Below are 25,652 nucleotides of genomic sequence, written 5' to 3'. Positions count from 1 at the left end.
TGTTAACTGGATTATTAAGATAAGGGTTATCGGTTATATCGATATGCGATTTACTCTCCGTCAACTGCAAGTCTTCGTCGCCGTCGCCCAGCAAGAGAGCGTTTCTCGTGCTGCCGGGCTTCTGGCCCTGTCGCAATCGGCGGCCAGCACCTCGATCACCGAACTCGAGCGCCAATCCAGTTGCCAGCTGTTTGATCGCGCCGGCAAGCGCCTGAGCCTCAACGCCCTGGGCAAACAGCTTTTGCCACAAGCGGTGGCACTGCTGGACCAGGCCAAGGAGATCGAGGACCTGCTCAATGGCAAGTCCGGATTCGGCTCGCTCTCGGTGGGCGCCACCCTGACCATTGGCAATTACCTGGCGACCCTGCTGATCGGCAGCTTCATGCAGGTGCATCCGGAAAGCCAGGTGAAGCTCCATGTGCAAAACACTGCGCATATCGTGCAACAGGTGGCCCACTACGAAATTGATCTGGGTCTAATCGAAGGCGACTGCAGTCATCCGGATATCGAGGTGCAAACCTGGGTCGAGGATGAGCTGGTGGTGTTTTGCGCGCCCCAGCACCCTTTGGCCAAACGCGGCCACGCCAGCATGGAAGAGCTGACCCACGAAGCCTGGATCCTCCGCGAGCAGGGTTCCGGAACCCGACTGACCTTCGACCAGGCCATGCGTCACCACCGCAGCGCGCTGAATATCCGCCTGGAGCTGGAGCACACCGAAGCCATCAAGCGTGCCGTGGAGTCGGGATTGGGGATTGGTTGCATCTCCAGACTGGCGCTGAGGGATGCCTTTCGTCGTGGCAGCCTGGTGCCAGTGGAAACACCGGGCCTGGATCTGGCCCGGCAGTTCTACTTCATCTGGCATAAACAGAAGTATCAGACTTCAGCCATGCGCGAGTTCCTCGAACTGTGCCGTTCCTTTACCGCCGGGGTACAGCGCAGCGACGAAATCGTCCTGCCGAGCATTCCTTAGATCAGGATCACTGCCCAGACGATAGTGATCATGCTCAAGGCAATAAACTGCGCTGCGCTGCCCATGTCCTTGGCGTTCTTCGACAACGGGTGACGATCCAGGGAAATGCGATCGATCGCTGCCTCCACCGCCGAATTGAGCAACTCGACGATCAACGCCAGCAGACACACGGCAATCAGCAGCGCGCGCTCGACCCGGCTGACGTTGAGCAGGAAGCTCAAGGGAATCAGGATCACGTTGAGCAACACCAACTGACGAAATGCTGCCTCGCCGGTGAAGGCGGCGCGCAAGCCATCGAACGAATAGCCCGCGGCGTTGAGGATGCGTTTAAGACCGGTTTGACCTTTGAAAGGCGACATAAGCTGAGCAACTGAAGAAAAAGGAGTGGGGAAGCTAGTTCAACCAAAGTCAAAAAAGCGTGAACAAGCAGCCGGTTAATGGCTGGAAATTGACTCAAGTTGTTGCAAGAGCAAGGCCGCCTGGGTGCGGGTGCGAACCCCGAGTTTGCGGAAAATTGCCGTCACGTGAGCCTTGATCGTCGCCTCGGAAACACTCAGCTCATAAGCGATCTGTTTGTTCAGCAACCCCTCGCAGACCATGGTCAGAACCCGAAACTGCTGAGGCGTCAGGCTTGCCAGGCCTTCGCTGGCAGCCTTGGCTTCCGCCGAGACACTGACTTCTTCAAAGGCTTGCGGCGGCCACCAGACGTCGCCATCAAGGACGCTGCGCACCGCCTGCTGAATGACTTCCAGAGAACTGGACTTGGGAATGAAACCGCTGGCCCCGAACTCGCGGGAACGAACCATGACGGACGCTTCTTCCTGCGCCGAAACCATCACCACTGGAATCTGCGGATACTGCCCGCGCAACAACACCAGGCCTGAGAAACCGTAGGCACCGGGCATGTTCAGGTCCAGCAGCACCAGATCCCAGTCAGCTTTTTCGGTGAGGCGGGTTTCCAGCTCGGCGATGCTCGCCACTTCCACCAGACGCACATCAGGGCCCAAGCCCAGAGTGACGGCTTGATGCAGTGCACTGCGAAAAAGCGGGTGGTCATCGGCAATCAGGATTTCGTATGTGGCCATTTTTCAAATGATCCTGTTTTTCATGGCAGGACTGATGCATTCAGCCCTCACCCAAGCAACACGGGGGCTCGCCAGAGTGCGACACCCAAAGAGCACGAACGCCGCGAAAAGCCTGAGCAAAACGATGGTTCAAACAGCGCTGGCGCCCTAATCGGCGCCAAGCATGCCCAGCGAAGCCAGGGTGGTCAAGCTTGAAGCTTTGCGGCATCTTAGCCAGCTAACTAATAAGAGAGCCCTCATGCGAAGCCAAGCATTGCGTGCCGATGTCCTGATGCTGATCACCGCCGTCATCTGGGGCTCAGCGTTTGTCGCACAAACCTCCGGCATGGATCATATCGGCCCCTTCCTCTATTCCGGCCTGCGTTTCGCCCTGGGCTCACTCTGCCTACTACCGCTGGTACTGCGCAAAACGCCCGCTGACCGCCAAGCCGAACCCCTGCTCAATCGTGGCCTGTTGTTGGGCGGCGTGCTCATGGGCCTGGCCCTTGCCCTAGGGATCAACCTGCAGCAGGTCGGCCTGATGTTTACCAGCGTAACCAATGCCGGGTTCATCACCGGACTCTACGTCATTGTAGTGCCGCTGCTGGGACTGCTGATTGGCCACAAGACAGGCCTGGGTACTTGGCTCGGCGCGATGCTGGCCGTGGTGGGCATGTTCCTGTTGAGCGTCAGCGACAGCTTTCACGTTGCATCTGGCGACTGGCTGCAACTGATCGGCGCCTTTGTCTGGGGCGCACACGTAATCCTGGTGGGAGTATTCGCCAGCCGACACGACCCGATTCGCCTGGCCTTCCTGCAATTTGCCACCTGTTCGGTGGTGAGCCTGGCCCTGGCGCTGTGCCTGGAGCCGATTCACTGGAACGCGATTGTCGCCGCCGGCCCGGCCATTCTTTACGGGGGCGTGATTGCTGTCGGCGTCGGCTACACCCTGCAAGTGATTGCCCAGAAAGACGCGATCGCCTCCCATGCGGCGATCATTCTGTCCCTCGAAGCCGTGTTTGCCGCGATTGCCGGTGCCTGGCTGCTGAATGAATCACTGCAACTGCGCGGTTACTTCGGCTGTGCACTCATGCTCAGCGGCATGCTAGTGGCCCAACTATGGCCGCAAAAATCCCAGGCAACGGCTACCACTACACAAAGGGCTTGAGCCGGGAATGCACTTCATCCTGCGGATCGATGGCCTTCTGGAACTTCGCCGACAGGTAATGAGTGCTGAATACGTCAAGATAGGCATCCATTACCTGGCTGACCTGCTCGTCCCCCGCCAACTCCAGGCATAGAGCGGCTACCTCGGCGGTACAGAAATGATCATCACGCTTGGAGCGCCGCAACTTGTAGCGCGAGAGCTTCTCGGAAGACAGGCTCAGCACCGGCAAGTGCTCAAGATAGGGGCTCTTGCGAAACATCTTGCGGGCTTCGCTCCAGGTGGCATCCAGCAGAATGAACAGCGGGCGCTTGCCTTCCTGCTGCCGGACCTCGCTGACCACTCGCTCGGGGGCCACGAACTCTCCGGGAAAGACGATATAGGGTTGCCACTGCGGATCGGCAAGCAAAGCCAGCAATTGCGGATCGACCTCGGTACGAGACCAGTGAAACGCCCAGGTATCGGCAATCACATCGGCGATCAACCAGCCGGTATTACTCGGTTTGAGCGGCTCCACATCGTGCATCACCAGGCACATGGCCGACTCGGCGCTGACCTTGGGCCGCCAGGCACACAGGCAATGACTGGGAATCACTCGGCAACGCGGGCAGCGCTCAGCCCGTGAGCCCCGTGCAAAAAAGGGTTTGACCGCACGAGCCATGCGCAGATCACGTAAACGGGATACCGCATGGCTCATCGCTGAGCACACCGGCAAAGGACAGGAATCGACACGAAAATAACTCGAAGGGGTAAAAAGTGGGACAAGTTTATCAGAGCTATCTGTTCAAACCTGTACCGCCTTCCTAGCTCTCCCCCTATAATTCGTCGCCACTGAACGCACAGTCGAGTGGCTGGTCGAAGCATCAGTCACTGCACCAGGAGAGTTTCATGTTGCGCTTTACCATCCCTACCGTCGCCCTTCTGCTGGCCTTGCCCCTGGGTGTCCAGGCTGCGTCCTTGCAAGAGTTCGAACTGAGCAAAATGCTGGAGAAGGTCGCTGCGGAAAGCAACGTCGGCACTCCCCGGGAAGTCAACGAGAACATTCTCGATCAGGGTTATACCGTTGAAGGCAAGGAACTGATCAACCACCTCAGCGTCCAGGCCGGCCACGCCGAACAGATGCGTGCCAACCCCAAGGCCGTCTACTTGCAACTGGGCGCCAGCGTCTGCCGCAACCCCAACTACCGCAAGCTGATGGCCAAAGGCGCAGTCATGCGCTACGAGTTCACCGAAAACCGCACCAATCGCCCTGTAGCCTCGGCGCGCTTCCAGGAATCGGATTGCCCTTCTCAGAAAGCGCCAAAGAAGAAGTGAATCAAGAACGGGACGCGCGCCGCTGCTGATCATCGGCGCGCAACTCCGCCACCAGGGCCTGCAGATATCGCGAAGGCCGCTCCTCCCCCGCCAACCGGCGTCGGCATTCTTCCTCAAGGCTCAAATGATGGGCCGCCGCAGCAGCTTGCAACAGCTGGTACAACTGCGGATCGACTTCCAGCACGACAGTGGTCATCCCTTGCCTCCCTGCCCTCGGCTTGCACGGACGAATGGCCGCGACCCCTTCCTGGGCCCGGCTCCTGAACCCAGCGCTGCACTTTAGTAAATCAGAGCCACGAGCCCTTGCCTTGGCGCCTGACCAATGGTGCCAAGGCTGGTAAATTCACCAAGAAGCGGTTGCCAGCCAAGACTTTATGGGCACATGATCAAGTCATGTCCGAAGGTTCCCATCGATTGTTCCAGGACGGTTCAGGAGGCCGTTCTTGTACGTCTTGCAGTGCAATTTTTTCTTAATAAAGGAAAGCAGAACCTCTGTGGATACCTCGATTGCGGCCCAGCGACGGTCAGCGGTGATCGGGACAGGATAATTGCTCACACGCTGGGCTGAGCAGGCAGCGACACAGGCTGTGTCGTGGCACGTTCGAATACTTCGGTCGTGCACAAGGTTCTGCGCAGAAGGAGAAGCTGAATGCCTTACCAATCGAATGACCTGTTAACTCGTCATTTCCAAAGCAAGGGCGTCGACCTCACAAGCCAGGTCGAAGCGCAACTCAACCAGATTGCCCCCAACAGCCCGAATATCCCCCTCTATCGCGACATGGTTCTCACCGTCCTGCGCATGGCCGAGGACGACCTCAACCGCTGGAACGCCAAGATTACCCTGCAAGCGCTACGCGAGCTGGAACATGCCTTCCGGGTACTGGAACAGTTCAAGGGCCGGCGCAAAGTGACGGTATTCGGCTCGGCGCGAACGCCCAGCGAGCATCCGCTTTATGCCATGGCCAAGGAACTGGGAGCCGCTCTGGCCCGTTCGGACCTGATGGTTATCACCGGCGCCGGTGGCGGCATCATGGCCGCGGCCCATGACGGCGCGGGCCTGGAACACAGCCTGGGCTTCAACATCACCCTGCCCTTCGAGCAACATGCCAACCCCACCGTCGGCGGTACGGAGAACCTGCTGTCGTTCCACTTCTTCTTCACCCGCAAGCTGTTCTTCGTCAAGGAAGCCGATGCCCTGGTGCTCTGCCCAGGCGGTTTCGGCACCCTGGATGAAGCCCTGGAAGTACTGACCCTGATCCAGACCGGCAAAAGCCCTCTGGTACCGGTGGTGTTACTGGACGCACCTGGCGGACAGTTCTGGCAAGGCGCCCTGGACTTCATCCATAACCAGTTGGAGGCCAATCGCTACATCCTGCCCAGCGACATGAAGCTGGTGCGCCTGGTACACAGTACAGAAGAGGCAGTTAAGGAAATCCAGCAGTTCTACGCCAACTTCCACTCCAGCCGTTGGCTGAAGCAGGAGTTTGTCATCCGCATGAACCACAGCCTCAATGAACAGGCGCTGGAACACATGCAGACAGCATTCGCCGACCTGTGCTTGAGCGGCCAGTTTCAGCAACATGCCTACAGAGGAGAGGAGCACGACGAAGTTCAGTTCAGCCATCTGGCGCGGCTATCGTTCGTTTTCAACGCTCGTGACAACGGCCGTCTGCGGGAACTGATCGACTTTATCAACCTGCCCGAGAACTGGACCAAGCAACAAACCGAGACCCGCCAACGCGTGCGAGAAACCAGCAAAGTCAGCTGATAAGCACCGTCGCCCGCTGCATCATGCAGCGGGTATAACCTCAGTCATCCACCCCTCGGCCGCTCAACAGGCGGCCGATCATGTCCATGGAATACCCGCGGTAACTCAGAAAGCGCCCTTGCTTGGCCCGTTCTCGGGCATCCACAGGAAGCTGCCCGGCAAACTTGCGCTGCCAGACGTCTCGCAACTGCTCCTGCCAGTCGATACCGCACTCACGCAGAGCAAGATCGATATCACCTCGCTGCAAGCCACGCTGGCTGAGCTCTTCGCGAATACGCATCGGCCCGTAACCTGAGCGGGCACGATAGGAAACAAAACTTTCGAGATAACGGGATTCGGAAAGCAGACCCTCTTCCGTCAAACGGTCCAGGGCGGCTTCGATCATTTCAGGAGAGGCGCCGCGCTGACGCAGTTTACGCGTCAGCTCGACTCGACCGTGCTCGCGTCGCGCGAGCAGGTCCATTGCAGTTCGCCGCACCGCGACGAGGGTATCGAGTACGGCGGTCATTGGATCAATCAGATATCAGCGTCGGCCATATCGTCTTCGGTCTCTTTGACCGGATTGGCTTTGACGTCTGGCGAAGCGGTCAGCAGCTTCTCGCGGATCTGCTTCTCCAGCGCGTTGCCGATTTCCGGGTTGTCCTGCAGGAACTTGGCCGAGTTGGCCTTGCCCTGACCGATCTTGTTGCCCTGATAGCTGTACCAGGCACCGGATTTTTCCAGGAAGCCGTGCAGCACGCCCAGGTCGATGATCTCGCCGTTGAGGTAGATACCCTTGCCGTAAAGAATCTGGAACTCGGCCTGACGGAACGGCGGAGCCACCTTGTTCTTGACGATCTTGACTCGGGTTTCGCTACCGACCACTTCGTCGCCTTCCTTCACCGCGCCGGTACGACGAATGTCCAGACGAACCGAAGCGTAGAACTTCAGCGCGTTACCACCGGTGGTGGTTTCCGGGCTGCCGAACATCACACCGATCTTCATACGGATCTGGTTGATGAAGATCACCAGGCAGTTGGCATTCTTGATGTTACCGGTGATTTTACGCAGCGCCTGGGACATCAGGCGGGCTTGCAGGCCCACGTGCATGTCGCCCATCTCGCCTTCGATTTCAGCCTTGGGCACCAGGGCCGCCACGGAGTCGACGATGATCACGTCAACCGCGTTGGAACGCACCAGCATGTCGGTGATTTCCAGGGCCTGCTCGCCGGTATCCGGCTGAGAAACCAGCAGGTCATCGACGTTGACACCCAGCTTGCCGGCGTATTCCGGATCCAGCGCGTGCTCGGCGTCGACGAAGGCACAAGTGGCACCGGCTTTCTGCGCCTGGGCAATGACCGACAGGGTCAGAGTGGTCTTACCGGACGACTCAGGGCCGTAGATTTCAACGATACGGCCTTTTGGCAGACCGCCAATGCCCAGAGCAATGTCCAGACCCAGAGAGCCAGTGGAAATGGCCGGGATCGCCTGACGGTCGTGATCGCCCATACGCATTACGGCACCCTTGCCGAATTGACGTTCGATCTGACCCAGGGCCGCAGCCAAGGCTTTCTTCTTGTTGTCGTCCATTAAAGTCCTCACGTAATCAATAAGGCCTGACGGCCAACACCTGTATAAGTAGCCAGTATTATTCCACAGCGCTCGAGGATCGCCTACCCCTGATTTGCGATTTCTGCTGCAGCGTGTTGCAGCAACCCCTCTAGCGCGGCCTTCACCGTTTGTCGGCGAACCTCATCGCGATTCCCGGGGAAGTGTCGGCACTCGGTGGTCAACGTCTCTCCCGCGCCCCAGGCCAGCCACACCGTACCTACCGGCTTCTGCGCAGAACCGCCATCCGGCCCGGCGATACCACTGACCGCCACCGCAAAATGCGCATGACTCTTGGCCTGCGCGCCCCGGACCATGGCCTCCACTACTTCTCGACTGACCGCACCGACCGAATTGAACAAATCGGCCGGCACATTCAATTGCAGGGTCTTCTGGCGGTTGGAGTAGGTGACATAACCGGCCTCAAACCAGGCCGAGCTGCCCGGGATCCGCGTGATCGCCTCGGCAATCCCACCGCCGGTGCAGGACTCCGCGGTGGTGACGTGGGTATTCAGAACCTGCAAACGCCGGCCGAGTTCAGCGGCAAGCTGGGTAATTTCTTTCACGATCCTCTCCTGATGGGGCTGGCGTGCACCTACCGTACACCAGGCAAGATGGCTTGCAAGTGACAAGCTGTCAGGAAACCGGACGGCTCTGGAACACTGCTTCAGATGAGGTGGTCTCGAACAGTCCCGCCCCGCGCCAGGAACAGCGCCAGCCACGAAGCTGGCGCTGGCACCCCGCTACCCAAGCCTGCCGGAATGAACAAAAGCACCGATGACTATTCACCAGCCTTCCCTGCGCAGAAAGGTCAGGCCAGCAAGTCCCAGGTCAATGCGATTGCACCGCCTGGAGTGGATGCATATGCCCACAATGCCTGGCCCGCGGGAATACGGATCGGGTACGGCATGACAATCTCGGAGTCGCTGCCGGAAATGGTAGAGCCATTGCCAGAGAAGATGATCGCCGCATTGGAGATGGAAGAACCGGTCGGTCCCACATACAGATCGACGACACCTGTCGAGGTCTTGATCAAACCCGTCTGGATGATCAGGCCACCCGTGTTTTGAGCAGCCGAAACGATCTCCACAATCCCTTTTGGGAATACGGTAATGAAGTGCTTGCCCATGGTTACTGCGTTCATATTTTTCACCTTTGAATGGAATGGTCGGTCACGGAGAGTGCCGCTTTCATGTCGCTCAAAGGCGATGGGGTCGAAGCTCATGGCTTTCTCAATGGGCGAGCTACATAAGCAAACCCACTGAAGTCTCGAAGAAGAGATGCAAAAGCCCCGCCTTATCACGGGGCTCATTGCTGTTTTTTAGAACACGTTGTCCCAGGTGTAGCTACCGGTTTTCCACTTGTGGTCCGGGTAGAAGACACGGGGCGGCTTGATGGTCGGGGTGTACCCGAAGCGAGCCCAGATCGGCCGCTCGGTCACGATCGTGAAGCTGCCGTTGGCCTGCAAGCGGATAGTGGCGCCGGGACGGCCGGCGGTGCCGCTTTGCCACACGACGGCATTGTTCGCTGCGTAGATCACCAGGTTACCGTCATCCTGCATCACGCATCTCACGCCGCCTTTGTTCTGGGTGTAGGTCGCCCAGACGACGCTGGAGTTCGGGCCGTAAACCACCAGATTGCCGTCACCCTGGAAAACCAGGGAGTGATCGCCCGCACTGTAGAACTGCCCCGGTACCAACTCCGTAGTACCACCAATGATCATGGCCGCCCCGACAGCCGGAGTGAACACGCGACCGTTGGGCGCATACCAGTGAGGGATGGTGTCGACGGTGACGATGTTCCCGTCATCCTGAACCTGAGTGAACGCTCGCAAGGACGCATCTTCGCGAGAGCCCATGGTGGGATCGCTGGGTGTCGTCGACCAGATACGGCCACGCAGTGGGTCATCCAGTACGAAGCCATAGTTCATGAAGACCATCATGGGGTCTTTTTTGTTGCCCTTGCTCACATTAGTGAAGGGCGTGTTCTGATCGGCGACCCACGCCAACTGAGCACCGTCATAAAGCGCGAGGTTGCCATCAGGCTGAAAGAGCAACTTGAAGCGCTTGTTGGGGGACTGCAGATACTGGTTCGGCGCCATGTAATAGCGCGCAGGCAGTATAGAAGAACCGTTATCGGTAAAGTCGTATCGAATCCAAGCCATGTTGATACCTATTGAGTCGAATGATCAGTCGCGGAAAAGTCCGCTCTCATGTCGCTCATAGGCGATTGCTCGAGGCTCGAGGCCTTCACATGGTTCAAGGTTCCGCAGCGGGAACATTTGATCTGGAGCTCGGTAAACTCACCCACGCGGGCGAGAAGTCGTTTGCAATGACCGCATCTGCATTCTTTTAACATCGACAAGTCCATTTGATTTCAGTCACACCACGTGCCGACACAAACCGCGGCAGCGATCCATTTTTCATACCAGCCTCAAGGCCATCAGTGCATCGCCGAGGCGCCTTGCAACAACGCCTGAGACTCACGCACCCACTGCTGCAACGCCTTCAGTTGCTCGGCGTTGGCGTGGCATTGGCTGTAGTTGTCGACGACGCTGGCGGCGACGGTAGAGAGTGCAAGGCCCGAGGCGGCGCCATCAGCGACGCTGGGGCCTGCGGCCACGGGCAGGTTGGCGGCGCCGGCGTCGTGCACCCGGACAAAACCATCAGGCACAACGCAGGCGTTATCAGCCGCTTTCGAGACATAGATAGGAACCTCCTTGGTGAGAGTGGCGCCCGCCTGATAGACCTTGACTACGCGATCGACGTACTCGACCACCACCTTCTCCTTGACCGTGCCCAGGGCCTGGCCTTGTTCGAAGGATTGCTGCAGCCGAGCCTCGTCGAGGCGCTGGTGTTTACTGCGTTCACTGCCGGCGCCGCTGACAAAACCAAGGGCATAAAGCAACGCAGCCGCCAGGGCTACGGCCAGCCAACCGCTGAAGTTCATCAAACCACTCCTGCTATCCGTGAAAGAAATGGGCCTGCCGATCCGCGGCCATCAGCCCCCAATCAGGCAGGGGATTCAGACCACGGGCAGGCAAAGCACCGCCCGCGCCCTGGCCCAGAGTTGCAGGCGATCCTGCAAGCCGTTCAAACCACCATTGATGCGGCGGGTAATGCTGTTGAACTCATCGCGATCAGCCAGGGCATTGAGTCCGCCGCGCTCCCAGAACCAGGCCGCCGACTCGGCGGCCCATTGCGGCTGCTCCAGCAGTTCCGGCAACTCCAGCAGGCGCTCATCGCCAAACAGCCCGAGGCTGCACTGGCGATAGTTGCTGCGCCCGGTGATCTGGATCAGACCACGCCCGCGATAACGCTGGCCGTCGCCGTCAGCCTCCGGTGTGTTGCCCAAGCGTGCCGCGAGCGTGCCGGTGTCGTACTTGCTCAGGTATTGATCACTGCCCAGCTCGCGCACATATAGCAGTTGCCCGGATTCGTGACCGATCTGGGCGAGAAAGGCCGCCTGGCGCTTCGGTGTATCGATCTGCCGATGGGCCATGGCGGTGTTGAGTGGAGAAACAAAAACGCCCGCTTGGCGGCGGGCGTTAGGCATGATTTTTTGCAGTTGTTGTTCAGTGATTGGCATGGTCGGTGTTTGTAAGTCGGATAAGAAAACGCCCCGGCGGTGCGGGGCGTTTATTGAGCGGGGATCTGATCGGGCGGTTGCGGCCAATCGACATCGGTGGGAAATCCTGGTTGCTGCTGAAGTCGACTCAACGCTACCCGATACCGCCGCCAGAGATTCAGTTGTTCAACTTCGCCTGCATTGGCGATATCGGTATCAATCGCATCCTGCAAAGGCCCCATGCGGTTTGCCGCGATCGCCAGGAGCTGGTCTCGCTGCCCCAGCACTTCATCAATCGAAGAGGGAGGAAACATAGTTTCCAACGGTGCCTGTTCCGAGAAATACTCTCCTGGAAGAAGATCCTCTTCAACGTTGACTGCACGCCAGCCTTGACCATCATTACGTACTGCAAAACTCATAAAACCTCCTCATACCCATGAATTGCTACGGCCCCTGCCGCGGTTTGAGACGCGACATAAATGCTCATGCCCTCAAGTACGATTTCTGCCGACATGACATCCGAAGCACTACCCGTACCACCGGCAATAGTCGTCGATATCTGCGGAACCGAGGAGCTGCGAGTCCCCAGGTAGCTTGAGTTGGAAGCGATACAGACATTCGACTGAGCACCGCCGTTGTAACTGGCAATCGCTGTAAGAGAAACAGATACCGCAGTGGGCGGTACAAAGTTGACCAAAGACACTTCCCCCCAAGTTGGTGCAGTGGAATTCCAACTGCCAACAACCCCAGCCGCCACAAATCGGTTAGACACAACATTGGTGCCTGCCGCCAATAGCCACTTCACCTTGGACCCGCGTTGCCGGTATCGAAGCGGGTACTTGTTGGTAGCATCAGTGAAGAACGAGGTCACCCGCACTGCGGTAAAACCAGCAGGAAGCACTGGTTCATAAACAAACAACACAGGTGTCGTACCAAGCGTCTGCGTCGCCGGATGACTGGCAGTAATCTGATTGGCCGAATCGACCGACTGGACCACGGTTCCAGGAGGGAAAGCCCCACCCGCAAAAGCCATTCCCTTACGCATAAGGACAGTGCTGGGAATGCCTGTAACCACATTCGAACCAGCCGTAGTGCTCACCGTAATGGTGGGCATCAAAGCCGCAATTCCGGCTACTACCTCACCATTGGTTGCTACCCACCCGCTGTACCAACTTGAGGCTGTAACAGCCCCCTGATCAAGCCCATTGAGCCCATTGGTCAAGAGGTTGATGCCGACATTGACATCGCTTAATGCAGACGCCGCTCCAGCAGATCCGACAATCAGCCTCCTGGCTCTGATACCGACGATTGAATTCTGACCAGAAGCAGAAACAAAGAGAGTTTGTGGGTCGCCAACAGCAGCCATCGCTTTGACTCGCTGAAGTTCCAAAAGCAAAATCGAGATATCCACTGTCCCCTCATTGACAGGAGCATTCCAAGCTTTGATGCACCACATTACAGCCAGATTTCGAGGCCGTGACTCGTCCCCCCCAGATGCGCTAGTTGTTGCATCCAGCTCCCCAACCCAACACACACTCGTAGAACCGCTTTGAGGCATCGCCGTTTGCTTGGTTTTATAAGAGTGTGTATGGCTCTTGTTTTCACTAAGTTGATAACTACCAATTATCCGACCGCCATCCACCCCTCGCCCATGATCCCACCCCCGCAAAAACTCCCCCCGCGACTCCGGCAAACGGAAGTTACCCGTGCCCTCGCCCCCAGTGTTGAAGGTCGTCCCCAAATAAGCCGCCAGATCCGGATAAGTCGCAACGCTCTGCACACTGCCATCCACCTCCAGAAACCCCGCCGGCACCGCCCCCTTGGGAAACGGCACCATGGCCCCCACCGGCAAGGCCGACATGTTCTTCAGCAGCGCCTCGATCTCGGCCTTGGTGTAGGTCACCGATTTGGTATACGCATCGGTGATCCCATACTCGGCCAAGGTGCTGCGAATCCTCTCCGGTGGAATCGAATCCCGAACGATCGCCTTGATCGCCGCCAGCAACTGATCATGCTCGGCCTCAGCCGGCTCCTTCCCACCCGCACGAATCACGTTGAGCAATTCGTCGGTCACTGCATTTCCCCAATCGGAAGAAATCAGTGAGCCCACTTGCCCCGTGACCGGGTTTTCGTCGACAAACTTCCCATTAACCAACCCAACACTTGGCACACTCTTTGGATAATCCACTCGTCTGTCCTCTCGTTGTCATTCATCCACACCGACGGAGTTCGGTGTGGACATAGTTAGAAAACTGGAAAAGAAAACGCCCCGGCGAGGCGGGGCGTTTATTGAGTCAAAATTTCATCTGGAGACAGAGGCCACTGAAAATCACTCGAAACGAAATCCTGCTCCTCAATTCGATTAAGGCTGATTCGATAGTTTTTCCACAATAAAAGTTGTTTGGCTTCTACGTCTGTAATGCAACCGATATCCATTGCATCCTGTAATGGGCCCATTCTGTGCGTTGCAAACATTAGCAATTCACTTCGTCGAACCTTCGCTAGAACAGAAAGTTCTTCAATACTGCGTGGGGAAGGCATCACCTGTGCAGGCTCAAACTCTGAATAAATTTCATTCGAAAATAGCTCATCAACAGTCCCTATCGCTCGCCATCCCTGAACACCATCATTTCGTACAGCCCAACTCATACATCGTCCTCCCAGCCATAACACATCAGCCCTGCGGCGCCTGCTCCCCAGTAGTAAACTCTTGGCTCTTCCAGCAGAAATCGTCCCTGAGTATTGTGCTGCGTATTAGTAGAGCCGGTACTATTGAGCGGTGGACTATTGGGCCCAATATAACCACCGATGTAACTTGCGTTTGGTGCAGCTGAAGAGTTGCTGTTGGTCGCCCCCAGTAGTTGAAGACAGATACCTGTGGCCGTTGGTGGCACAAACTGAAAAATGCTAACACCAACAAGAGCTGTGGCTGCCCCCATCGCCCCCGACGCCATCATTGGAAGGGATGCCAGATTCGAACCTGACGCAACTTTGTAACGACTGCTCCGGCCGAACTGTACATAAGACAGTGGGTATCTGTTTGCCGTAGCGTCTGTAAAAAATGCGCTCACGCGCGTCGCAATGAAACCTGCGGGGATAATCGGTTCAAACACAAACCTCAGCGTTGTATCTACGGCGGTCACGGTCGCTGGCACGCTCGCCGTGACCTGACTCGACGAGTCGACAGACTTGATGAAGGTTCCTGGCGGAAAGCTTGCCCCACCAAACGGCATTCCAACACGCATTGACGTAGTGCTGGTAATACCGGTCACGACTGCCGAACCGACGATGGTCGAACACTGGACTGTCGGCATCAACGCAGCAATACCGGCGACCTGAGTGCCATTGGAGACAACCCAAGCGCTATACCAACTGGAAGCCGCAACCACCCCGCTATCAAGGCCGTTCAGACCTGTGGTTTGCAGGTTGATGCTCAGGTCCACTGCACTCAATGCCTGTGCCGCACTCCCTTTGCCGACAATCAGGCTGCGTGCCTTCACGGAAATCAATGCATTGGTGCCTGACGCAGAAACGTAGAGTCCCTGATAGCTGCTACCCGATAGCGCCTTGAGCTTCTGAACTTCGGCAGCTAGAGCAGCGACATCAATGTTTCCCTGGTTGACCGGTGCGTTCCAAGCCTTGAGGCACCACATGACCGCCAGGTTGCGAGGACGGGTTTCTGCAGCAGTTCTAGCCACTCGGCTTGCATCAAAGTCCAAGGATGCAGAACTCCAAGCCCCGCCTCCTGCAATACCAGTAGGCACACCAGATCGAGCATTCGTTTTGAACACCCCCGAACTGTTTAGCGGCGCGGTGTTTCCTGTGGGAAACGTTGACGATTCACCCGTGATGTTCTGCAACGCATCCTGCTGTTCGCTACCGAGTGCCCGCCCCGCATCGACGCCACGCCCATGATCCCAACCCCGCAGAAACTCCCCCCGCGATTCCGGCAAACGGAAATTGCCCGCGCCCTCGCCCCCGGTGTTGAAGGTCGTCCCCAGGTAAGCCGCCAGATCCGGATAAGTCGCAGCGCTCTGCACACTGCCATCCACTTCCAGGAACCCCACCGGCACCGTGCCCTTGGGAAACGGCACCATGGCCCCCACCGGCAAGGCCGACATGTTCTTCAGCAGCGCCTCGATCTCCGCCTTGGTGTAGGTCACCGATTTGGTGTAGGCGTCGGTGATGCCGTACTCGGCCAAAGTGCTGCGAATCTTTTCTGGCGGAATCGAATCCCGGACGATCGCCTTGATCGCCGCCAGCAACTGATCATGCTCGGCCTCGGCCGGCACCTTCCCACTCGCACGAATCACATTGAGCAATTCGTCGGTAACCGCGTTTCCCCATTCCGAGGAAATCAGTGAGCCGACTTGCCCGGTTACCGGGTTCTCGTCGACAAACTTGCCGTTCACCAGCCCTACGCTGGGAACACTTTTCGGATAATCCACTTGTTCTTGTCTTCTCTAGTCATAGTTGATGTACACCTGGGTATGCGCCGGTGTACTGCGATGGATCAGGCATTCCAGGGCGCTGCCCGGGTTCATGCCAAAACGTTCGCCCCAATAGCTCGCGCCGAAGCGCCGGCCCAGTTGCAGGCGGCCGCCGGTATTGAGGGTCCACATGAAATTCGCCCGCCAGGTGCCGAAATGGGCGTGACCAAAACGTGAGCGCCCCATGCGTGGGGTGCTCAGTTCGGTGACGCTGGCATTGGGATAGCCCTGGCTACGGGCGATTTCGACGAAGTAGGCGGCGCGCTGGCTGCCTACTGCCAGCAGACGGCGGCGCACGGCCAGGCGTCGGTCTTCGAACAGCGGGGTCAGGCCCAGGCAGGGATCGGGCAGGTTCATGACCTTTTCCCAATCGGTCACCAGTTCGCTGACGCTGGCCGGGTCCATTTCGTTTTGCAGGTCCACGGCCCGGGCGTCGATGCGCGCCAGCTCCTGGGACACGCCCTGCAGTACCCGTTCGAGCTCCGGCACCCGCTCCGGGTCCCAGGCCGGGCCGCTGGGCAGCAAGCTGCGCAGTTGGCCCTGGTACTGGGCGGCACTTCTTATGGCAGCCATTCACAACCTCCAAAGACCAGCAGTTGGTTGTTCGCCGCCGGGACATCGGCCGAAGGCGCCAGCAGGCGGTGATCCTGTTCGCCGGTGGCGCTGCTGATGGCTTCGCGGATATGGCTCAGCAACAGCGTCTGGCCCAGGCCGGCCTCGCGGCTGTGCAGGTCGCGCAGTTGGTCCTCGACGGCGGCGCGCACCGCGCTGGTGTCGGGGGTCAAGCGCAGTTTGTAGGTCACCGGCAGCATCACCGGGGCCAGTACATGTACCTCGGCGGTGACCGGGCGCAGCGGCTCGATATAGGCCTGAACCAGCGCCAGTTGCTCGGCATTGGGGATCGGCTGCGGGTCGTCGTCACGCATGACAAACAGCCCCACAGTGCCCGGCCCCAGGTAATTGCGTCGGGACCAGGCGCGGGTGATCCCCGGGCACTCCAGGGCCCAGGTTTCGTAGTCGTCCGCTGAGCCGCCGTGGGGAATGATCCGGTATGAACGGATCACTCGAGCCCGCAGCGACTCGAGGCTTTCTTCGGCCACACCACCGCTCAGACCCGGGGCCAGAACGGTGAAGGGATTGCTGATGCCTTGCACCGGCTGCACCGCGATCAGGCTCAGACCAGCATCGGCATTGCCCAGGGTGCCAGCATCCACGGCCTGGATCGTGATGCTGTTGAGCCCGGCGCTGGTGGTGCGGGCGGCGGTCACCTGGTAGCTGCGACCGTCGCTGCTCTGCAGCAGGGTGTCGACATCCAGCACGGCACCGGCCGCGGCGTTGAAGCTGACGCTGCCACGGGCGGCCTGAGCCGCCTTGCGTGGCTGGTTCAGACGCAGCGCAGCGATGCGCTCCAGGGTCGACTCATCGGCCTTGTCCGGGAGGATCTGCTCAGCGATCCAGTCCAGGTAGCCATACAGGCCAAAGGCGGCACCGCTCAAGGTCCGGGCCAGGACTTGGGCATCGGACTGGCGCAGCGAATCGCTGGCCAGGTCGCTTTGGGTGCGCTGAATCAGCACCGGCAGCGAAGGGGTTTCAAACGGCATAGGTCACCTGCCAACTGTGAATGGGGTTGATGTCCAGGCGCTCACCGTCGGCCAGGATCAGCACCGTGCGCAGGTTCAGGCGCTGGGCGTCGAGGCGCTCGGTAATGATCTCCACGGCGTTGCAGTGGCCATCGTCGATCAGCCATTGCAGGGCCTCGCGGGCATAGAACTCGGCGTCGAGCTGGGTCTGCCGGCTGAGCTTGACCCGCCGCAGCAGCCACAGACGCGAGCCGATGCGGTCGTCGGCCACCGTGGGAAAGCTGTCGCCCCACCAGCCATAGCGCTGGTCGTCGTCCAGGGCGTCGTCATCGGCGGCACGGCGCCAGGTGAACAGGCTGATTTCCACGGCCCGGGTCAGGGCGTTCTTCAGGTCATAGGTGGCAAACATGCTTAACCTCCCACCGGTACGCCGGTCTGCCCCGGGCCGGGTTGCACGCCGCTGTGGACGTGGTTGATCTGGCTGATGCCGGCGGCAATCTGATCCCCTTGGGAGACGATCTTGCCGCTCTGGGTCAGGGTCGGTGTATCGATGTTGACGCCGCTGCTGGCGCGGATATTCAGGGTCGCGGTGTCGATGTCGATGATGCGGCCGCGCTTGAAGTGGATCTTGTCGCCCTCGTCGGTGTAGATCGCCACTTCGCCGGCGGCCAGGGCCTGCAGGCGATAGCGCCGGTCCGCCACCACCAGCACCACCGCGTGGGAACGGTCGCCACCGAGGAAGGTGGCAATGCCTTCGGCGCCGGCCAGGGGATTGCTGGTGAACCCGTAAGGCTCGAAATGCTCCATGTCGTCGTTGACCTCGCCGGCGGTGAGGCGCATTTGCAGCGATTGCAGTTTGTTGGCCGAGTTGGCGAGCACCACGGTGCCCCGCGCCAACAGGCGTGTCAGTAGGCTCATGCTGAGTTCCTTGGGAGGTAGGAGCCGGCTTGCCGGTGAACAGGTCTTCGGCGTTGTCTGTGAGGGCGCTTTCGCCGGCAAGCCGGCTCCTACGGATGGACGCGGGTATCAGGTTTTCGCGGGTGCCGGGTTGGCATCGAAGGTGTGGGGCGGCGCCACCTGCAAAGTCGTGATCGATCCCTGCTCGGACAGCGACCAGGTGACCTTGGAGATCAGCATGTCCCGGTCAACATCCAGCACCGGATCGATCACCCGCACCAACGTGTTGTGCCTCCACAAGTCGCCGTTGCTCTGGCGCCAGCCCTGCACCTGGTAGGTGGTGGTCAGGGCCTTGCCGGTGCGGGTACCGCACTCCCAGTCGGCCCGCTGCTGAGCCAGTTCGGCACTCAGTTGCGCGGCTTCGTTGATCACGGTCACGCGCTTGCGGGACACCCTGGCGTCGTTGGCCTGACCCGACACCTCGCTGACCGCAGCACCACTGCTTTGGTCGCTGCCCTTGTGCTGGCCGATCACCCGGTACTCGGAAAACACTGCGGAAAAATCCATTGCGGCATTGGCCGAGAGGATGTTCTTGCCCAGCTCCAGGGCATCGCTGGCGCGCCCGCCGCTTCCAGGCGCCGCCAACAACAGGTAACCGTCGGCGTCATCGGTGGAGAACACCCGGTACAGGGTCAGCAAACGGTCGATGGAGGCGAACACCGTCTCCCCCGGCACGATGCTGTGGGTGTGCAGCTTGCTGGTCGGGGCAATCTCGCTGCGGACTCCAACCCCGTAGGACCCGGCCAGGGCGCGGACGATGCTCAGCACATCCTGCTGGCGCCACTGGCTCGGCCGGTTGATGGCCGCGCAATCCACCAGGTCCTGGGTCAGCGAGCTGCCCTGGACGCTCAGGCTGATCTGCTTGCCGTCGTAACTGATCGGCGCCTTGTAGACATGCCCGGTGAGCACCAGGTCGCAGCCGATGCGTACCTGGCAGCGAGCGCCCGGGCGGATGCGCACCTGCGCATCCTGCCCCGGCCATTGCCAGGTGATGTTGAGGCTGAAGGTGCGGAACTGACGCTCCAGGTCCGCACTGATCTCGACGTTTTTCCAGCCGCTGTAATCCAGTCCGTCCACCGTCAGAGTGACAATGTTTGCCAGTTCGTCCATGGGTCACTCCCGAGCGATTTGCAGGTTGGCCGGCGGCAGGAAGCCCGGATGGGCCACCCGATTGCGCTGCACCACTTCGCCGACCCGCGTCGCATCGGCAAACCGCTGATAGGCCAGCACCAGCGCCGGCAGGCTGCTCTTGGGGCTGAGGCTGACTAGCCGCACCCCCGAGGACGCCACCGCATTGAGGTGCCCCTGCACCTGCTGGCGCAGGGTGTTAAGCGCCTGGTAATGCACCGCGTCGGCCTTGAGCGCGGCTTGCCAGATCAGCTCATTGAACTGATCGCGCAGCGCCAGCACATCGTCGGCCACCGGCACCTCCAGGCGCTGCACCGGACGGCTGGCCTGCTGCGCCAGGGGCGGTGTGTTCTTGAGCTTCACCACTGGTGTGGCCACCGGCAACGCCGACACCAGCCGGGCGATCTGCACCAGCAGCGCATCCTGGACCAGGTTCGCCACGGCTTCGGCCGCCGCCGTGGTGTCCTTGCCGGTGGTCAGCTTCGGCGCATCGATGCGCCTGGCCGCCTCCACCTGCTGGGAAATATCGGCGAGCATCTGCCGATAGCCGGTACGGGCAAAGTCCTTGAGCCCGCGCACATCCTCCAGCAACCCCTTGAACTCCGTGCTCAGCTCCTTGGGTATTTCCTTGACCGCCTTGACCAGGGTGTTGAGGTCGCCATAGAACTCGATCAGCGGTTTGAACTCGTGCTCGATGACCTGATACACGTCCGCCAACCCCTGGCGCAAAGACGCCACGCCAATCCGCGCCTGCTTGATGAGGTTGGTGGCAAACTCGAACCGCAGCACCGCCGCTCCCAGCAAGGTATCGCTGGCCACCAACACCTGCTGCTGGGTATTGACCACCGCCGAGGGAAAGCGCAGCGGCTGGTCCGGGTAGAACTTCAGGCTGAAGGTCACCAGACCGCCGTCCTGGCGGCTCTGGGTCATCTCGCACTCACCGACCTTGACCTGCATCCGCCCGAGCCAGGGGTGCACCAGCTCGCCGCTGCCCTCCTCCAGAGCCTTGAGCAGTTTGTCGCGCTGCTCCAGGCAATCGGCACCGACGATAAAGGCCGTCAGATCGTGGATTTTCGCCTGCTGTCCCAGCCCCTCGAAGAAGGGCTGGTCACGCTGCGGGTACTCATGCAACTGACCTTTCTGCCCCACCGGGGTTTTCGCCTGGTCGACCCAGAAGGGCACGCCGCGAAACGAGGCGGGCAACAAACGATCACGCCAGGAATCAGGCATCAGAACCTCCTAGGGAAAGTGAGCGATAGCCCAGGGTCGAAGCCACGTTCAACCCCGGTTGATTGGTCTTGGCCTGTTCGGCACGCAGGCCCGCCGGGGCGTTTTCGAAACGCACGGTCAAACCGCCTTCGAGTTGCGTGCGGTTGTTGGCGGCGTTCTGCTGGATCAGGGCACGGGAGTTGTGGGTCAGCGAGCTGCCCTGGGTTGCGGCAAAGGGTGATGCCAGCCCGCCTTTACCCTCGGCGTTGATTTGCCTTTGCGCCTCGGTAAAGCCTTCGACCTTGCCGGTGACCGTGGCAATCAGCCCTCCGAAACCGCCCTCGAACAGCTCCTTGATCGGCACCATCAGCGCTTGAAGCTGGCTCCACAGCCCGGAAAACCAATCGGCGATGGGGGCCCAATTCGTCATGATCAGCTCCATCGGCGACCAGTCGAACAGGGCCTCAATGGCCTTCCTGATCGAGTCGATACCCGGTTGCAACTCGGCCCAGATCGAGCCGAAAAAGCCCGTGACCGCGCCCCAGTTGTTGTAGAGGATCACCAACGGAGAAAAGTCGAACAGGGTTTGCAGGACTTTCTTGACCCCGTCGATGCCCGGTTGCAGCGCCGCCCAGATTGAGCTGAAGAAGCTGCTGACAGCCCCCCAGTTGTTGTAAAGCAACACGGACGGAGAAAAGTCGAACAGCGTCTGAAGCACCGTCTTGATCCCCTGAATACCCGTTTGCAACGCTCCCCATATAGACGCGAAGAAGCCGGTGACCGCGCCCCAACTCTTGGTGATCATGTCCATCGGCACCCAGTCGAACAGGCCTTTTAGAAAGGCCATCGCCGGCACCGTCAACGCCTTGAGCGATTCCCAGATCGACGCGAACAGGCCCGTCAGCCCAGCCCAGTTATCGATGATCAGTCCCAGAGGCGACCAGGAGAACACCTCCTTGAGGAAGCCGACCACCGAGGCCGTCATCGCCTTGATACTTTCCCAGAGCCCGGCAAAGAACGCCGTGACAGCCCCCCAATTGCCAATCAGCATGCCCAGAGGCGTCCAGCTGAACAGAGTTTTCAGCCCCTCCAGCGCCTGCGCCGCAAGACTCTTTGCGCCCTCCCAGAGGCTGACGAAAAATGCCGAGATCGGCGTCCAGTTGGCAATGATTACCCCGGCTGCCAGAGCGATGCCCAGGGCTATCAACATCACCGGGTTGGCCTTGGCCACCGTGCCCATCAGGTCAAGCACCTGGGTCGCCCCGGTCACGGCGGTTTGCATCGCCGAGAAGGCAATGGCACCCATCGCCAGCCCCTCAACCAACTTGGGGTTGTCATCGAGCAGTGTTCCAACGCTGTTGAGCATGGGTTCCAGACCGACCACCAGCGCCCCCACCGCCGGCGCCAGCGCCGCATCAATGGCCGAGGACACCTTGGCCATGGACTGACTGAATACATTCATGCCTTTGGCTGCATCGGCGGACGCACTGGAGTCGCCGACCTCGGCCAGTTTGCCCTGGAACGCGTCGCAGGCCTTGATCCCATCCAGAAACGGGGTGATCAGGCTGCCGCCCTTGAACAGGCCGCTGATGTTCAGCTTGCCCAGCCCGGCCTGTTCAAGGTTTTTCTTGAAAGAGTCGACCTTGCCTTGAAGGGCGACGAGTTTGGGTGACAGTTCGTCGATGCCGGTCAACAGCACCGACTTCCTCTCTACGGTTTGTGTGTCTGCCATCACTGCACCTGCTGCATCGCATTGATCCGTTGCGCGTGCTCCAGGGATTCCCGGAGCACATCCAGTGGCCTGGCCATCATCTGTTCGGGGTCGACCTTCCAGAACCAGGCCAGGTCATAGACGAAAGCGATCAGGTCGGCGATGGCTGCGATGCCGCACTCATGAAAAAACTCGCCACCGCCCAGCTCAGGGCGTTGAGGTCCACCAGGTCCAGCTGGTTCACCGAAGACGGTGGAATACCGGCGCAGACCGCGATGTACTTGGCCGCGACATCCATGTCGAGGCTGACTTCTTCGCTCTTGTCGATCTTGTACGGCAGTGCCTTGATCGCTCGCACTTCCTGCACCGTCGGACGGCGCAGGGTGAGTTCGGCCAGAGGCTCGCCGTGGGCCTCGATGGGCACCTGCAGCTTCACCGCATTGCTCATTGCCAGGTCCCCTTCTGCCCTTCGAAGTTCAGTTCGATGCTGGCGTCGTCGCCCTTGGCAATAGGCTCGTCCACCAGGTAGGCACCGGCCAGCACGTAGACCTTGCCGTTGGCGAACTCGCAGGTGACGGTCATGTCGGAACCGGCAATCAGCTGCTTGAGTGGAAAGTCCGGGGTGTGCAGCGCGGTGACTTTGAACGACGGGGTGAGGTCGGTTTCCTTGTAGAAACCCGGAACCACGGTTTCCCGCTTGACGGCCATCAGCGGTGCTTCGCAGCCGCCGCTGATGGTCAGTTGAGCGCCGTCCACTTTGACGTAGCAGGTGCCCGCAATCAGTTGACCCATGATGTTTCTCCCAAAAAATAAGCCCGCTCAAGGCGGGCTGAAAAAGCGCAGTGATGCAGGTCCGGCTCAGGCCGCGGCGTCGTACTGCAGACGGAATTGATTGAGCAGCGCGAACACTCGCAGGCCGTTGATGTAGTCCGGCGGGAACAGCACGTTGACCCGGCTCGGGTCCTGCACGTCGCGTTCGACGATCAGGTGCTCGGCAAACAGTTCGGCGTTCTCCACATGGCCTTCCAGCTCCAGCTTGGCGTACTGGGCAATCAGCTCACCGCGAATGGTGCTCGGGGTGACGATCGGCTGGCCGGCGCCGAAGCGGGTGCCGTCGGCGGCCAGCTTGTGGCGCCCGTACTTGCTGGTGATCACGCTTTGCAGGCGACGCACGATGAACGCCGACTGGTGCATGGTTTCGCTGTCCAGGTAGGAGTTGTCGGCCTGGCCGTAGGCGTTCTTCTGGTAGGTGGTGATCGCCCGCTGAATGCGCATGTAGCCGCCTTCGTAGTAGGCGGTGGCGATGCCGTAGCTCAGCAGCGATTGACGCTCGGTCAGGGTAAAACGCTCGCTGGCCGGCGCCGGATCGATACCCGGCAGGCTACCGCTCTGGGTCGGGCGACTGGCATCGGCAGAGATGAACACCGACGTCCGTGCCGCCAGGGCCGCGGCCTGAACCCAGACCGGTTGTGGCACGCCGGTTTCCAGGGCCTGGATGGTGATGTGCTGATCGTTACGCGCCTGACCGGCCGCCACCAGGGTACCGACGGTGCCGCGCTTGGCGCTGTAGACGTGACCGAACAACTGCTTGGCCCAGGACCAGCGACCAGTGCTGTCGTCCATCACCGCTTGCCAGGTGTTGAGGCTGGCCGTATCGGTCCAGGGCATGCAGATGAACTCGAAAGGCTCGTCGCCCAGGGCCGCCAGCGCAGCCACCTGATCCGGCACACCGGTGCCACCGGCCATCTTGCCCAGCACCAGGGTCAGGCCCGCCGGGGTCTGTTCGCCATTGCTCTTGCCCAGACGGTTGAGTTGCAGACTGATGTCGTTGCCGCTGTCGCCGGTCCACTTGGCGCTCAGGGTCACAGTGCCGTCGACGGCTGCCGCGGTCACCGGCAGATCCACCACCGCATTGACCTTCAACGCCAGGGCGCTGGCCGCCTGAGCGGCAGTGGCGCCGCTGACAATGGATGCCTGCACCCGCACGCCACCAACGTAAAGGTTGAGCAGGCCGCTTTCGCTGGCGGCGCCGGTGATCTTCACCTCGGCCTTGGCCACACTGCCTTCAGTGCTGTGCAGCGCCAAGCACCAGATCTCGCCCACCGGGTCGGTCTTGCGCCAGGTTTCATACATCGAAGCGAGCATCGAACCTTGCCCACCGATACTCTTGGCCAGGGCCACGCTGGACACCAGCACCAGCTTGCCGATGTCATCGCCAGTCTGATTGTCATTGACTTGGGCGACGATCAGACGGCGCATGGCCGAAGACGCGCTATTGGCCGCCGAGTTGTCCATCTCGGCGTAGAACAGCGGAACACGGATGTCCGCCGGGATATTGCTGAAACCGATCGCCATTATTTGGCTCCTTGAGATTTCGCCGCTTTCACGGCCTTGCTAGTGATATCGCCATCGGCCAGACGTCGGCGCCACCAGGCGTTGTCCGGCACTTCACGGCCTTCTATCGGCAGCAGATCGCCTGCTTCCGGGTCCGGTACGGCGCGGCCGGCGACCGGCAGCACGGTGATGCGTTTGCTCATTGCTTCAGCTCTCCTGAAAAAGTCAGCTCCAGGCGCCCGTCGGGCCCTGGGTGTTGCAGATTGGGGTCCGCCGGATCGATGGCATCGACCCGCACCGTGACCCCGGTAAAGGACGGCAAGCCGTCGAGTTCACGTTCATGCCAGGTCTCCGCCGGCTGACTGGGCAGATTGCGGCCCAGCTGGAACTCGGCGAAAAAGCGCAGGCGGTAGAGCAGTCGGGTGGCGTTGAGCGACACCAGTTCGCCACCGTCGTATTGGATCGGGTTGTACTCGGCGCCGGGCTTGAAGCCGACCAGGGCGCGCCAGACTTCAGCGCGCAGGTCGTGGAACTGGTCCAGGGCTTGTTGTGGGTTGCCGGCGTCGAGGAGCAAGGCGACTTCGAAGCGGTCGCGGATGATCTGGCGGTGGGCGTTCTGGGCCGTATTGGCGGTGGCCAGATCGTTCAGCGGAGCGACGTAGGCGGCGGGAACAGCAGGCGAAGTGCTGCTCAGGGTGTCGAGGTTGATGCCGACAATGATGCGCTCAGCAAGGCTGGGACACCGGGTTTGCAACTGAGTGAGAACAGCGGTGAGTTTCATAGAGAGGCTCCTGGTTTTCGGTGCATG

Annotated in this window: 32 protein-coding genes; 4 read left to right on the top strand and 28 right to left on the bottom strand. The window is 60.0% G+C overall.

Translation table 11 applies throughout. The features are described from left to right. Positions 1–43: 43 nt before the first annotated feature. A complete protein-coding gene (locus tag ACSSVC_RS10125) occupies positions 44–970 on the top strand; it encodes a LysR family transcriptional regulator (RefSeq protein WP_060842641.1) in 927 nt (308 codons plus the stop codon). Here the strand turns inward: ACSSVC_RS10125 and ACSSVC_RS10120 are convergent. Beyond that, a complete protein-coding gene (locus ACSSVC_RS10120) occupies positions 967–1,329 on the bottom strand; it encodes a diacylglycerol kinase (RefSeq protein ID WP_123727711.1) in 363 nt (120 codons plus the stop codon). The genes ACSSVC_RS10125 and ACSSVC_RS10120 overlap by 4 nt on opposite strands. Positions 1,330–1,404: 75 nt before the next feature. Beyond that, the gene (gene erdR, locus ACSSVC_RS10115) at positions 1,405–2,055 is read right to left on the bottom strand and encodes a response regulator transcription factor ErdR (protein ID WP_060837817.1); all 651 of its coding nucleotides are present in this window, start codon (positions 2,053–2,055) and stop codon (positions 1,405–1,407) included. A gap of 238 nt (positions 2,056–2,293) precedes the next feature. Here erdR and ACSSVC_RS10110 point away from each other — a divergent pair, with 238 nt between their 5' ends. After that, positions 2,294–3,202 (top strand): DMT family transporter, encoded by a 909-nt coding sequence (locus ACSSVC_RS10110; RefSeq protein WP_346635878.1) that lies wholly within the window; start codon positions 2,294–2,296, stop codon positions 3,200–3,202. On the opposite strand, the gene ACSSVC_RS10105 is transcribed toward ACSSVC_RS10110, so the two are convergent. Continuing rightward, a complete protein-coding gene (locus ACSSVC_RS10105) occupies positions 3,186–3,896 on the bottom strand; it encodes a tRNA-uridine aminocarboxypropyltransferase (protein ID WP_110594976.1) in 711 nt (236 codons plus the stop codon). The two genes, ACSSVC_RS10110 and ACSSVC_RS10105, sit on opposite strands and share 17 nt — an antisense overlap. Positions 3,897–4,087: 191 nt before the next feature. Between ACSSVC_RS10105 and ACSSVC_RS10100 the strand changes: the two genes are divergently transcribed. Continuing rightward, positions 4,088–4,513, top strand: coding sequence for a quorum-sensing-regulated virulence factor family protein (locus ACSSVC_RS10100; protein ID WP_194237498.1), 426 nt, complete (start codon positions 4,088–4,090; stop codon positions 4,511–4,513). Position 4,514: 1 nt separating this feature from the next. Here the strand turns inward: ACSSVC_RS10100 and ACSSVC_RS10095 are convergent, their stop codons facing one another. Then, on the bottom strand, positions 4,515–4,709 hold the full coding sequence (locus ACSSVC_RS10095; protein WP_110594975.1) for a hypothetical protein: 195 nt from the start codon (positions 4,707–4,709) through the stop codon (positions 4,515–4,517). Positions 4,710–5,162: 453 nt separating this feature from the next. Between ACSSVC_RS10095 and ACSSVC_RS10090 the strand changes: the two genes are divergently transcribed. Beyond that, entirely contained in the window at positions 5,163–6,281 is a 1,119-nt protein-coding gene (locus ACSSVC_RS10090; RefSeq protein ID WP_346635879.1) for an LOG family protein, read from the top strand. Between the two features lie 40 nt (positions 6,282–6,321). On the opposite strand, the gene recX is transcribed toward ACSSVC_RS10090, so the two are convergent. The 24 genes from recX to ACSSVC_RS09970 all read right to left on the bottom strand — a co-directional run bounded on the left by recX (position 6,322) and on the right by ACSSVC_RS09970 (position 25,625). Next, the gene (recX, locus tag ACSSVC_RS10085) at positions 6,322–6,789 is read right to left on the bottom strand and encodes a recombination regulator RecX (RefSeq protein ID WP_194237500.1); all 468 of its coding nucleotides are present in this window, start codon (positions 6,787–6,789) and stop codon (positions 6,322–6,324) included. Positions 6,790–6,797: 8 nt separating this feature from the next. After that, entirely contained in the window at positions 6,798–7,850 is a 1,053-nt protein-coding gene (recA, locus tag ACSSVC_RS10080; RefSeq protein WP_011059579.1) for a recombinase RecA, read from the bottom strand. Positions 7,851–7,933: 83 nt separating this feature from the next. After that, on the bottom strand, positions 7,934–8,434 hold the full coding sequence (locus tag ACSSVC_RS10075) for a CinA family protein (protein ID WP_346635880.1): 501 nt from the start codon (positions 8,432–8,434) through the stop codon (positions 7,934–7,936). A 245-nt stretch (positions 8,435–8,679) separates the two neighbouring features. Further along, on the bottom strand, positions 8,680–9,093 hold the full coding sequence (locus ACSSVC_RS10070) for a hypothetical protein (protein ID WP_346635881.1): 414 nt from the start codon (positions 9,091–9,093) through the stop codon (positions 8,680–8,682). Between the two features lie 96 nt (positions 9,094–9,189). Next, a complete protein-coding gene (locus ACSSVC_RS10065; protein ID WP_346635882.1) occupies positions 9,190–10,032 on the bottom strand; it encodes a putidacin L1 family lectin-like bacteriocin in 843 nt (280 codons plus the stop codon). Positions 10,033–10,040: 8 nt separating this feature from the next. Then, on the bottom strand, positions 10,041–10,226 hold the full coding sequence (locus ACSSVC_RS10060; protein ID WP_404939925.1) for a Com family DNA-binding transcriptional regulator: 186 nt from the start codon (positions 10,224–10,226) through the stop codon (positions 10,041–10,043). A gap of 84 nt (positions 10,227–10,310) precedes the next feature. Beyond that, positions 10,311–10,817, bottom strand: a complete 507-nt coding sequence (locus ACSSVC_RS10055) for a hypothetical protein (RefSeq protein WP_404938415.1) — start codon at positions 10,815–10,817, stop codon at positions 10,311–10,313. A gap of 75 nt (positions 10,818–10,892) precedes the next feature. Next, positions 10,893–11,456, bottom strand: a complete 564-nt coding sequence (locus tag ACSSVC_RS10050; RefSeq protein ID WP_492612244.1) for a glycoside hydrolase family 19 protein — start codon at positions 11,454–11,456, stop codon at positions 10,893–10,895. Positions 11,457–11,506: 50 nt separating this feature from the next. Beyond that, complete coding sequence (locus ACSSVC_RS10045) at positions 11,507–11,854, bottom strand: tail fiber assembly protein (RefSeq protein ID WP_492612243.1); 348 nt, start codon at positions 11,852–11,854, stop codon at positions 11,507–11,509. Continuing rightward, positions 11,851–13,623, bottom strand: a complete 1,773-nt coding sequence (locus tag ACSSVC_RS10040; protein WP_492612242.1) for a phage tail protein — start codon at positions 13,621–13,623, stop codon at positions 11,851–11,853. Before ACSSVC_RS10040 ends, ACSSVC_RS10045 begins: the two co-directional genes overlap by 4 nt. Positions 13,624–13,721: 98 nt before the next feature. Continuing rightward, positions 13,722–14,084: a tail fiber assembly protein gene (locus tag ACSSVC_RS10035; RefSeq protein WP_404938413.1), complete on the bottom strand. Its 363-nt coding sequence runs from the start codon at positions 14,082–14,084 to the stop codon at positions 13,722–13,724. Continuing rightward, positions 14,081–15,883 (bottom strand): phage tail protein, encoded by a 1,803-nt coding sequence (locus tag ACSSVC_RS10030; protein WP_492612241.1) that lies wholly within the window; start codon positions 15,881–15,883, stop codon positions 14,081–14,083. The genes ACSSVC_RS10035 and ACSSVC_RS10030 overlap by 4 nt, the downstream gene beginning before the upstream one ends. Positions 15,884–15,898: 15 nt before the next feature. Next, a complete protein-coding gene (locus tag ACSSVC_RS10025; RefSeq protein ID WP_346635889.1) occupies positions 15,899–16,498 on the bottom strand; it encodes a YmfQ family protein in 600 nt (199 codons plus the stop codon). Beyond that, positions 16,486–17,526: a baseplate J/gp47 family protein gene (locus tag ACSSVC_RS10020; RefSeq protein WP_492612240.1), complete on the bottom strand. Its 1,041-nt coding sequence runs from the start codon at positions 17,524–17,526 to the stop codon at positions 16,486–16,488. Before ACSSVC_RS10020 ends, ACSSVC_RS10025 begins: the two co-directional genes overlap by 13 nt. Further along, the gene (locus ACSSVC_RS10015) at positions 17,516–17,914 is read right to left on the bottom strand and encodes a phage GP46 family protein (RefSeq protein WP_346635891.1); all 399 of its coding nucleotides are present in this window, start codon (positions 17,912–17,914) and stop codon (positions 17,516–17,518) included. Before ACSSVC_RS10015 ends, ACSSVC_RS10020 begins: the two co-directional genes overlap by 11 nt. Positions 17,915–17,916: 2 nt before the next feature. Next, positions 17,917–18,423, bottom strand: a complete 507-nt coding sequence (locus tag ACSSVC_RS10010; RefSeq protein ID WP_123727696.1) for a phage baseplate assembly protein V — start codon at positions 18,421–18,423, stop codon at positions 17,917–17,919. 108 nt (positions 18,424–18,531) lie between these two features. Then, positions 18,532–19,572 carry a phage baseplate assembly protein gene (locus ACSSVC_RS10005; RefSeq protein ID WP_346635892.1) on the bottom strand — a complete coding sequence of 347 codons (1,041 nt, stop codon included), beginning with the start codon at positions 19,570–19,572 and terminating at the stop codon, positions 18,532–18,534. A 3-nt stretch (positions 19,573–19,575) separates the two neighbouring features. Further along, positions 19,576–20,820 (bottom strand): DNA circularization protein, encoded by a 1,245-nt coding sequence (locus tag ACSSVC_RS10000; protein ID WP_492612239.1) that lies wholly within the window; start codon positions 20,818–20,820, stop codon positions 19,576–19,578. Beyond that, positions 20,813–22,531 (bottom strand): phage tail protein, encoded by a 1,719-nt coding sequence (locus tag ACSSVC_RS09995; RefSeq protein ID WP_492612238.1) that lies wholly within the window; start codon positions 22,529–22,531, stop codon positions 20,813–20,815. Before ACSSVC_RS09995 ends, ACSSVC_RS10000 begins: the two co-directional genes overlap by 8 nt. Positions 22,532–22,661: 130 nt before the next feature. Then, positions 22,662–22,958 carry a phage tail assembly protein gene (locus ACSSVC_RS09990; protein ID WP_041116251.1) on the bottom strand — a complete coding sequence of 99 codons (297 nt, stop codon included), beginning with the start codon at positions 22,956–22,958 and terminating at the stop codon, positions 22,662–22,664. Continuing rightward, a complete protein-coding gene (locus ACSSVC_RS09985; protein ID WP_016965085.1) occupies positions 22,955–23,302 on the bottom strand; it encodes a phage tail tube protein in 348 nt (115 codons plus the stop codon). Before ACSSVC_RS09985 ends, ACSSVC_RS09990 begins: the two co-directional genes overlap by 4 nt. Positions 23,303–23,368: 66 nt before the next feature. Continuing rightward, positions 23,369–24,865, bottom strand: a complete 1,497-nt coding sequence (locus tag ACSSVC_RS09980) for a phage tail sheath subtilisin-like domain-containing protein (protein ID WP_492612237.1) — start codon at positions 24,863–24,865, stop codon at positions 23,369–23,371. Further along, positions 24,865–25,047, bottom strand: a complete 183-nt coding sequence (locus tag ACSSVC_RS09975; RefSeq protein ID WP_123727692.1) for a DUF2635 domain-containing protein — start codon at positions 25,045–25,047, stop codon at positions 24,865–24,867. Before ACSSVC_RS09975 ends, ACSSVC_RS09980 begins: the two co-directional genes overlap by 1 nt. Beyond that, on the bottom strand, positions 25,044–25,625 hold the full coding sequence (locus ACSSVC_RS09970) for a phage tail terminator protein (RefSeq protein WP_492612236.1): 582 nt from the start codon (positions 25,623–25,625) through the stop codon (positions 25,044–25,046). The genes ACSSVC_RS09975 and ACSSVC_RS09970 overlap by 4 nt, the downstream gene beginning before the upstream one ends. Between the last annotated feature and the right edge of the window lie 27 nt (positions 25,626–25,652).

The sequence above is a fragment of the Pseudomonas sp. E1BtOHC1 genome, assembly GCF_058744285.1.
This window is presented reverse-complemented; position numbering and strand designations above follow the sequence as displayed.

Coding starts and splice junctions, on each gene's coding strand:
- ACSSVC_RS10120 (WP_123727711.1), bottom strand. CDS start 1,329: ATGTCGCCTTTCAAAGGTCAAACCGGTCTTAAACGCATCCTCAACGCC.
- ACSSVC_RS10065 (WP_346635882.1), bottom strand. CDS start 10,032: ATGGCTTGGATTCGATACGACTTTACCGATAACGGTTCTTCTATACTG.
- ACSSVC_RS09995 (WP_492612238.1), bottom strand. CDS start 22,531: ATGGCAGACACACAAACCGTAGAGAGGAAGTCGGTGCTGTTGACCGGC.
- recA (WP_011059579.1), bottom strand. CDS start 7,850: ATGGACGACAACAAGAAGAAAGCCTTGGCTGCGGCCCTGGGTCAGATC.
- ACSSVC_RS10000 (WP_492612239.1), bottom strand. CDS start 20,820: ATGCCTGATTCCTGGCGTGATCGTTTGTTGCCCGCCTCGTTTCGCGGC.
- ACSSVC_RS10100 (WP_194237498.1), top strand. CDS start 4,088: ATGTTGCGCTTTACCATCCCTACCGTCGCCCTTCTGCTGGCCTTGCCC.
- ACSSVC_RS10010 (WP_123727696.1), bottom strand. CDS start 18,423: ATGAGCCTACTGACACGCCTGTTGGCGCGGGGCACCGTGGTGCTCGCC.
- ACSSVC_RS09975 (WP_123727692.1), bottom strand. CDS start 25,047: ATGAGCAAACGCATCACCGTGCTGCCGGTCGCCGGCCGCGCCGTACCG.
- ACSSVC_RS10070 (WP_346635881.1), bottom strand. CDS start 9,093: ATGAGCTTCGACCCCATCGCCTTTGAGCGACATGAAAGCGGCACTCTC.
- ACSSVC_RS10035 (WP_404938413.1), bottom strand. CDS start 14,084: ATGAGTTGGGCTGTACGAAATGATGGTGTTCAGGGATGGCGAGCGATA.
- ACSSVC_RS10090 (WP_346635879.1), top strand. CDS start 5,163: ATGCCTTACCAATCGAATGACCTGTTAACTCGTCATTTCCAAAGCAAG.
- ACSSVC_RS10050 (WP_492612244.1), bottom strand. CDS start 11,456: ATGCCAATCACTGAACAACAACTGCAAAAAATCATGCCTAACGCCCGC.
- ACSSVC_RS10125 (WP_060842641.1), top strand. CDS start 44: ATGCGATTTACTCTCCGTCAACTGCAAGTCTTCGTCGCCGTCGCCCAG.
- recX (WP_194237500.1), bottom strand. CDS start 6,789: ATGACCGCCGTACTCGATACCCTCGTCGCGGTGCGGCGAACTGCAATG.
- ACSSVC_RS10025 (WP_346635889.1), bottom strand. CDS start 16,498: ATGGCTGCCATAAGAAGTGCCGCCCAGTACCAGGGCCAACTGCGCAGC.
- ACSSVC_RS10020 (WP_492612240.1), bottom strand. CDS start 17,526: ATGCCGTTTGAAACCCCTTCGCTGCCGGTGCTGATTCAGCGCACCCAA.
- erdR (WP_060837817.1), bottom strand. CDS start 2,055: ATGGCCACATACGAAATCCTGATTGCCGATGACCACCCGCTTTTTCGC.
- ACSSVC_RS10105 (WP_110594976.1), bottom strand. CDS start 3,896: ATGAGCCATGCGGTATCCCGTTTACGTGATCTGCGCATGGCTCGTGCG.
- ACSSVC_RS10110 (WP_346635878.1), top strand. CDS start 2,294: ATGCGAAGCCAAGCATTGCGTGCCGATGTCCTGATGCTGATCACCGCC.
- ACSSVC_RS09970 (WP_492612236.1), bottom strand. CDS start 25,625: ATGAAACTCACCGCTGTTCTCACTCAGTTGCAAACCCGGTGTCCCAGC.
- ACSSVC_RS09990 (WP_041116251.1), bottom strand. CDS start 22,958: ATGAGCAATGCGGTGAAGCTGCAGGTGCCCATCGAGGCCCACGGCGAG.
- ACSSVC_RS10055 (WP_404938415.1), bottom strand. CDS start 10,817: ATGAACTTCAGCGGTTGGCTGGCCGTAGCCCTGGCGGCTGCGTTGCTT.
- ACSSVC_RS10045 (WP_492612243.1), bottom strand. CDS start 11,854: ATGAGTTTTGCAGTACGTAATGATGGTCAAGGCTGGCGTGCAGTCAAC.
- ACSSVC_RS10005 (WP_346635892.1), bottom strand. CDS start 19,572: ATGGACGAACTGGCAAACATTGTCACTCTGACGGTGGACGGACTGGAT.
- ACSSVC_RS09985 (WP_016965085.1), bottom strand. CDS start 23,302: ATGGGTCAACTGATTGCGGGCACCTGCTACGTCAAAGTGGACGGCGCT.
- ACSSVC_RS10095 (WP_110594975.1), bottom strand. CDS start 4,709: ATGACCACTGTCGTGCTGGAAGTCGATCCGCAGTTGTACCAGCTGTTG.
- ACSSVC_RS10015 (WP_346635891.1), bottom strand. CDS start 17,914: ATGTTTGCCACCTATGACCTGAAGAACGCCCTGACCCGGGCCGTGGAA.
- ACSSVC_RS09980 (WP_492612237.1), bottom strand. CDS start 24,865: ATGGCGATCGGTTTCAGCAATATCCCGGCGGACATCCGTGTTCCGCTG.
- ACSSVC_RS10060 (WP_404939925.1), bottom strand. CDS start 10,226: ATGTTAAAAGAATGCAGATGCGGTCATTGCAAACGACTTCTCGCCCGC.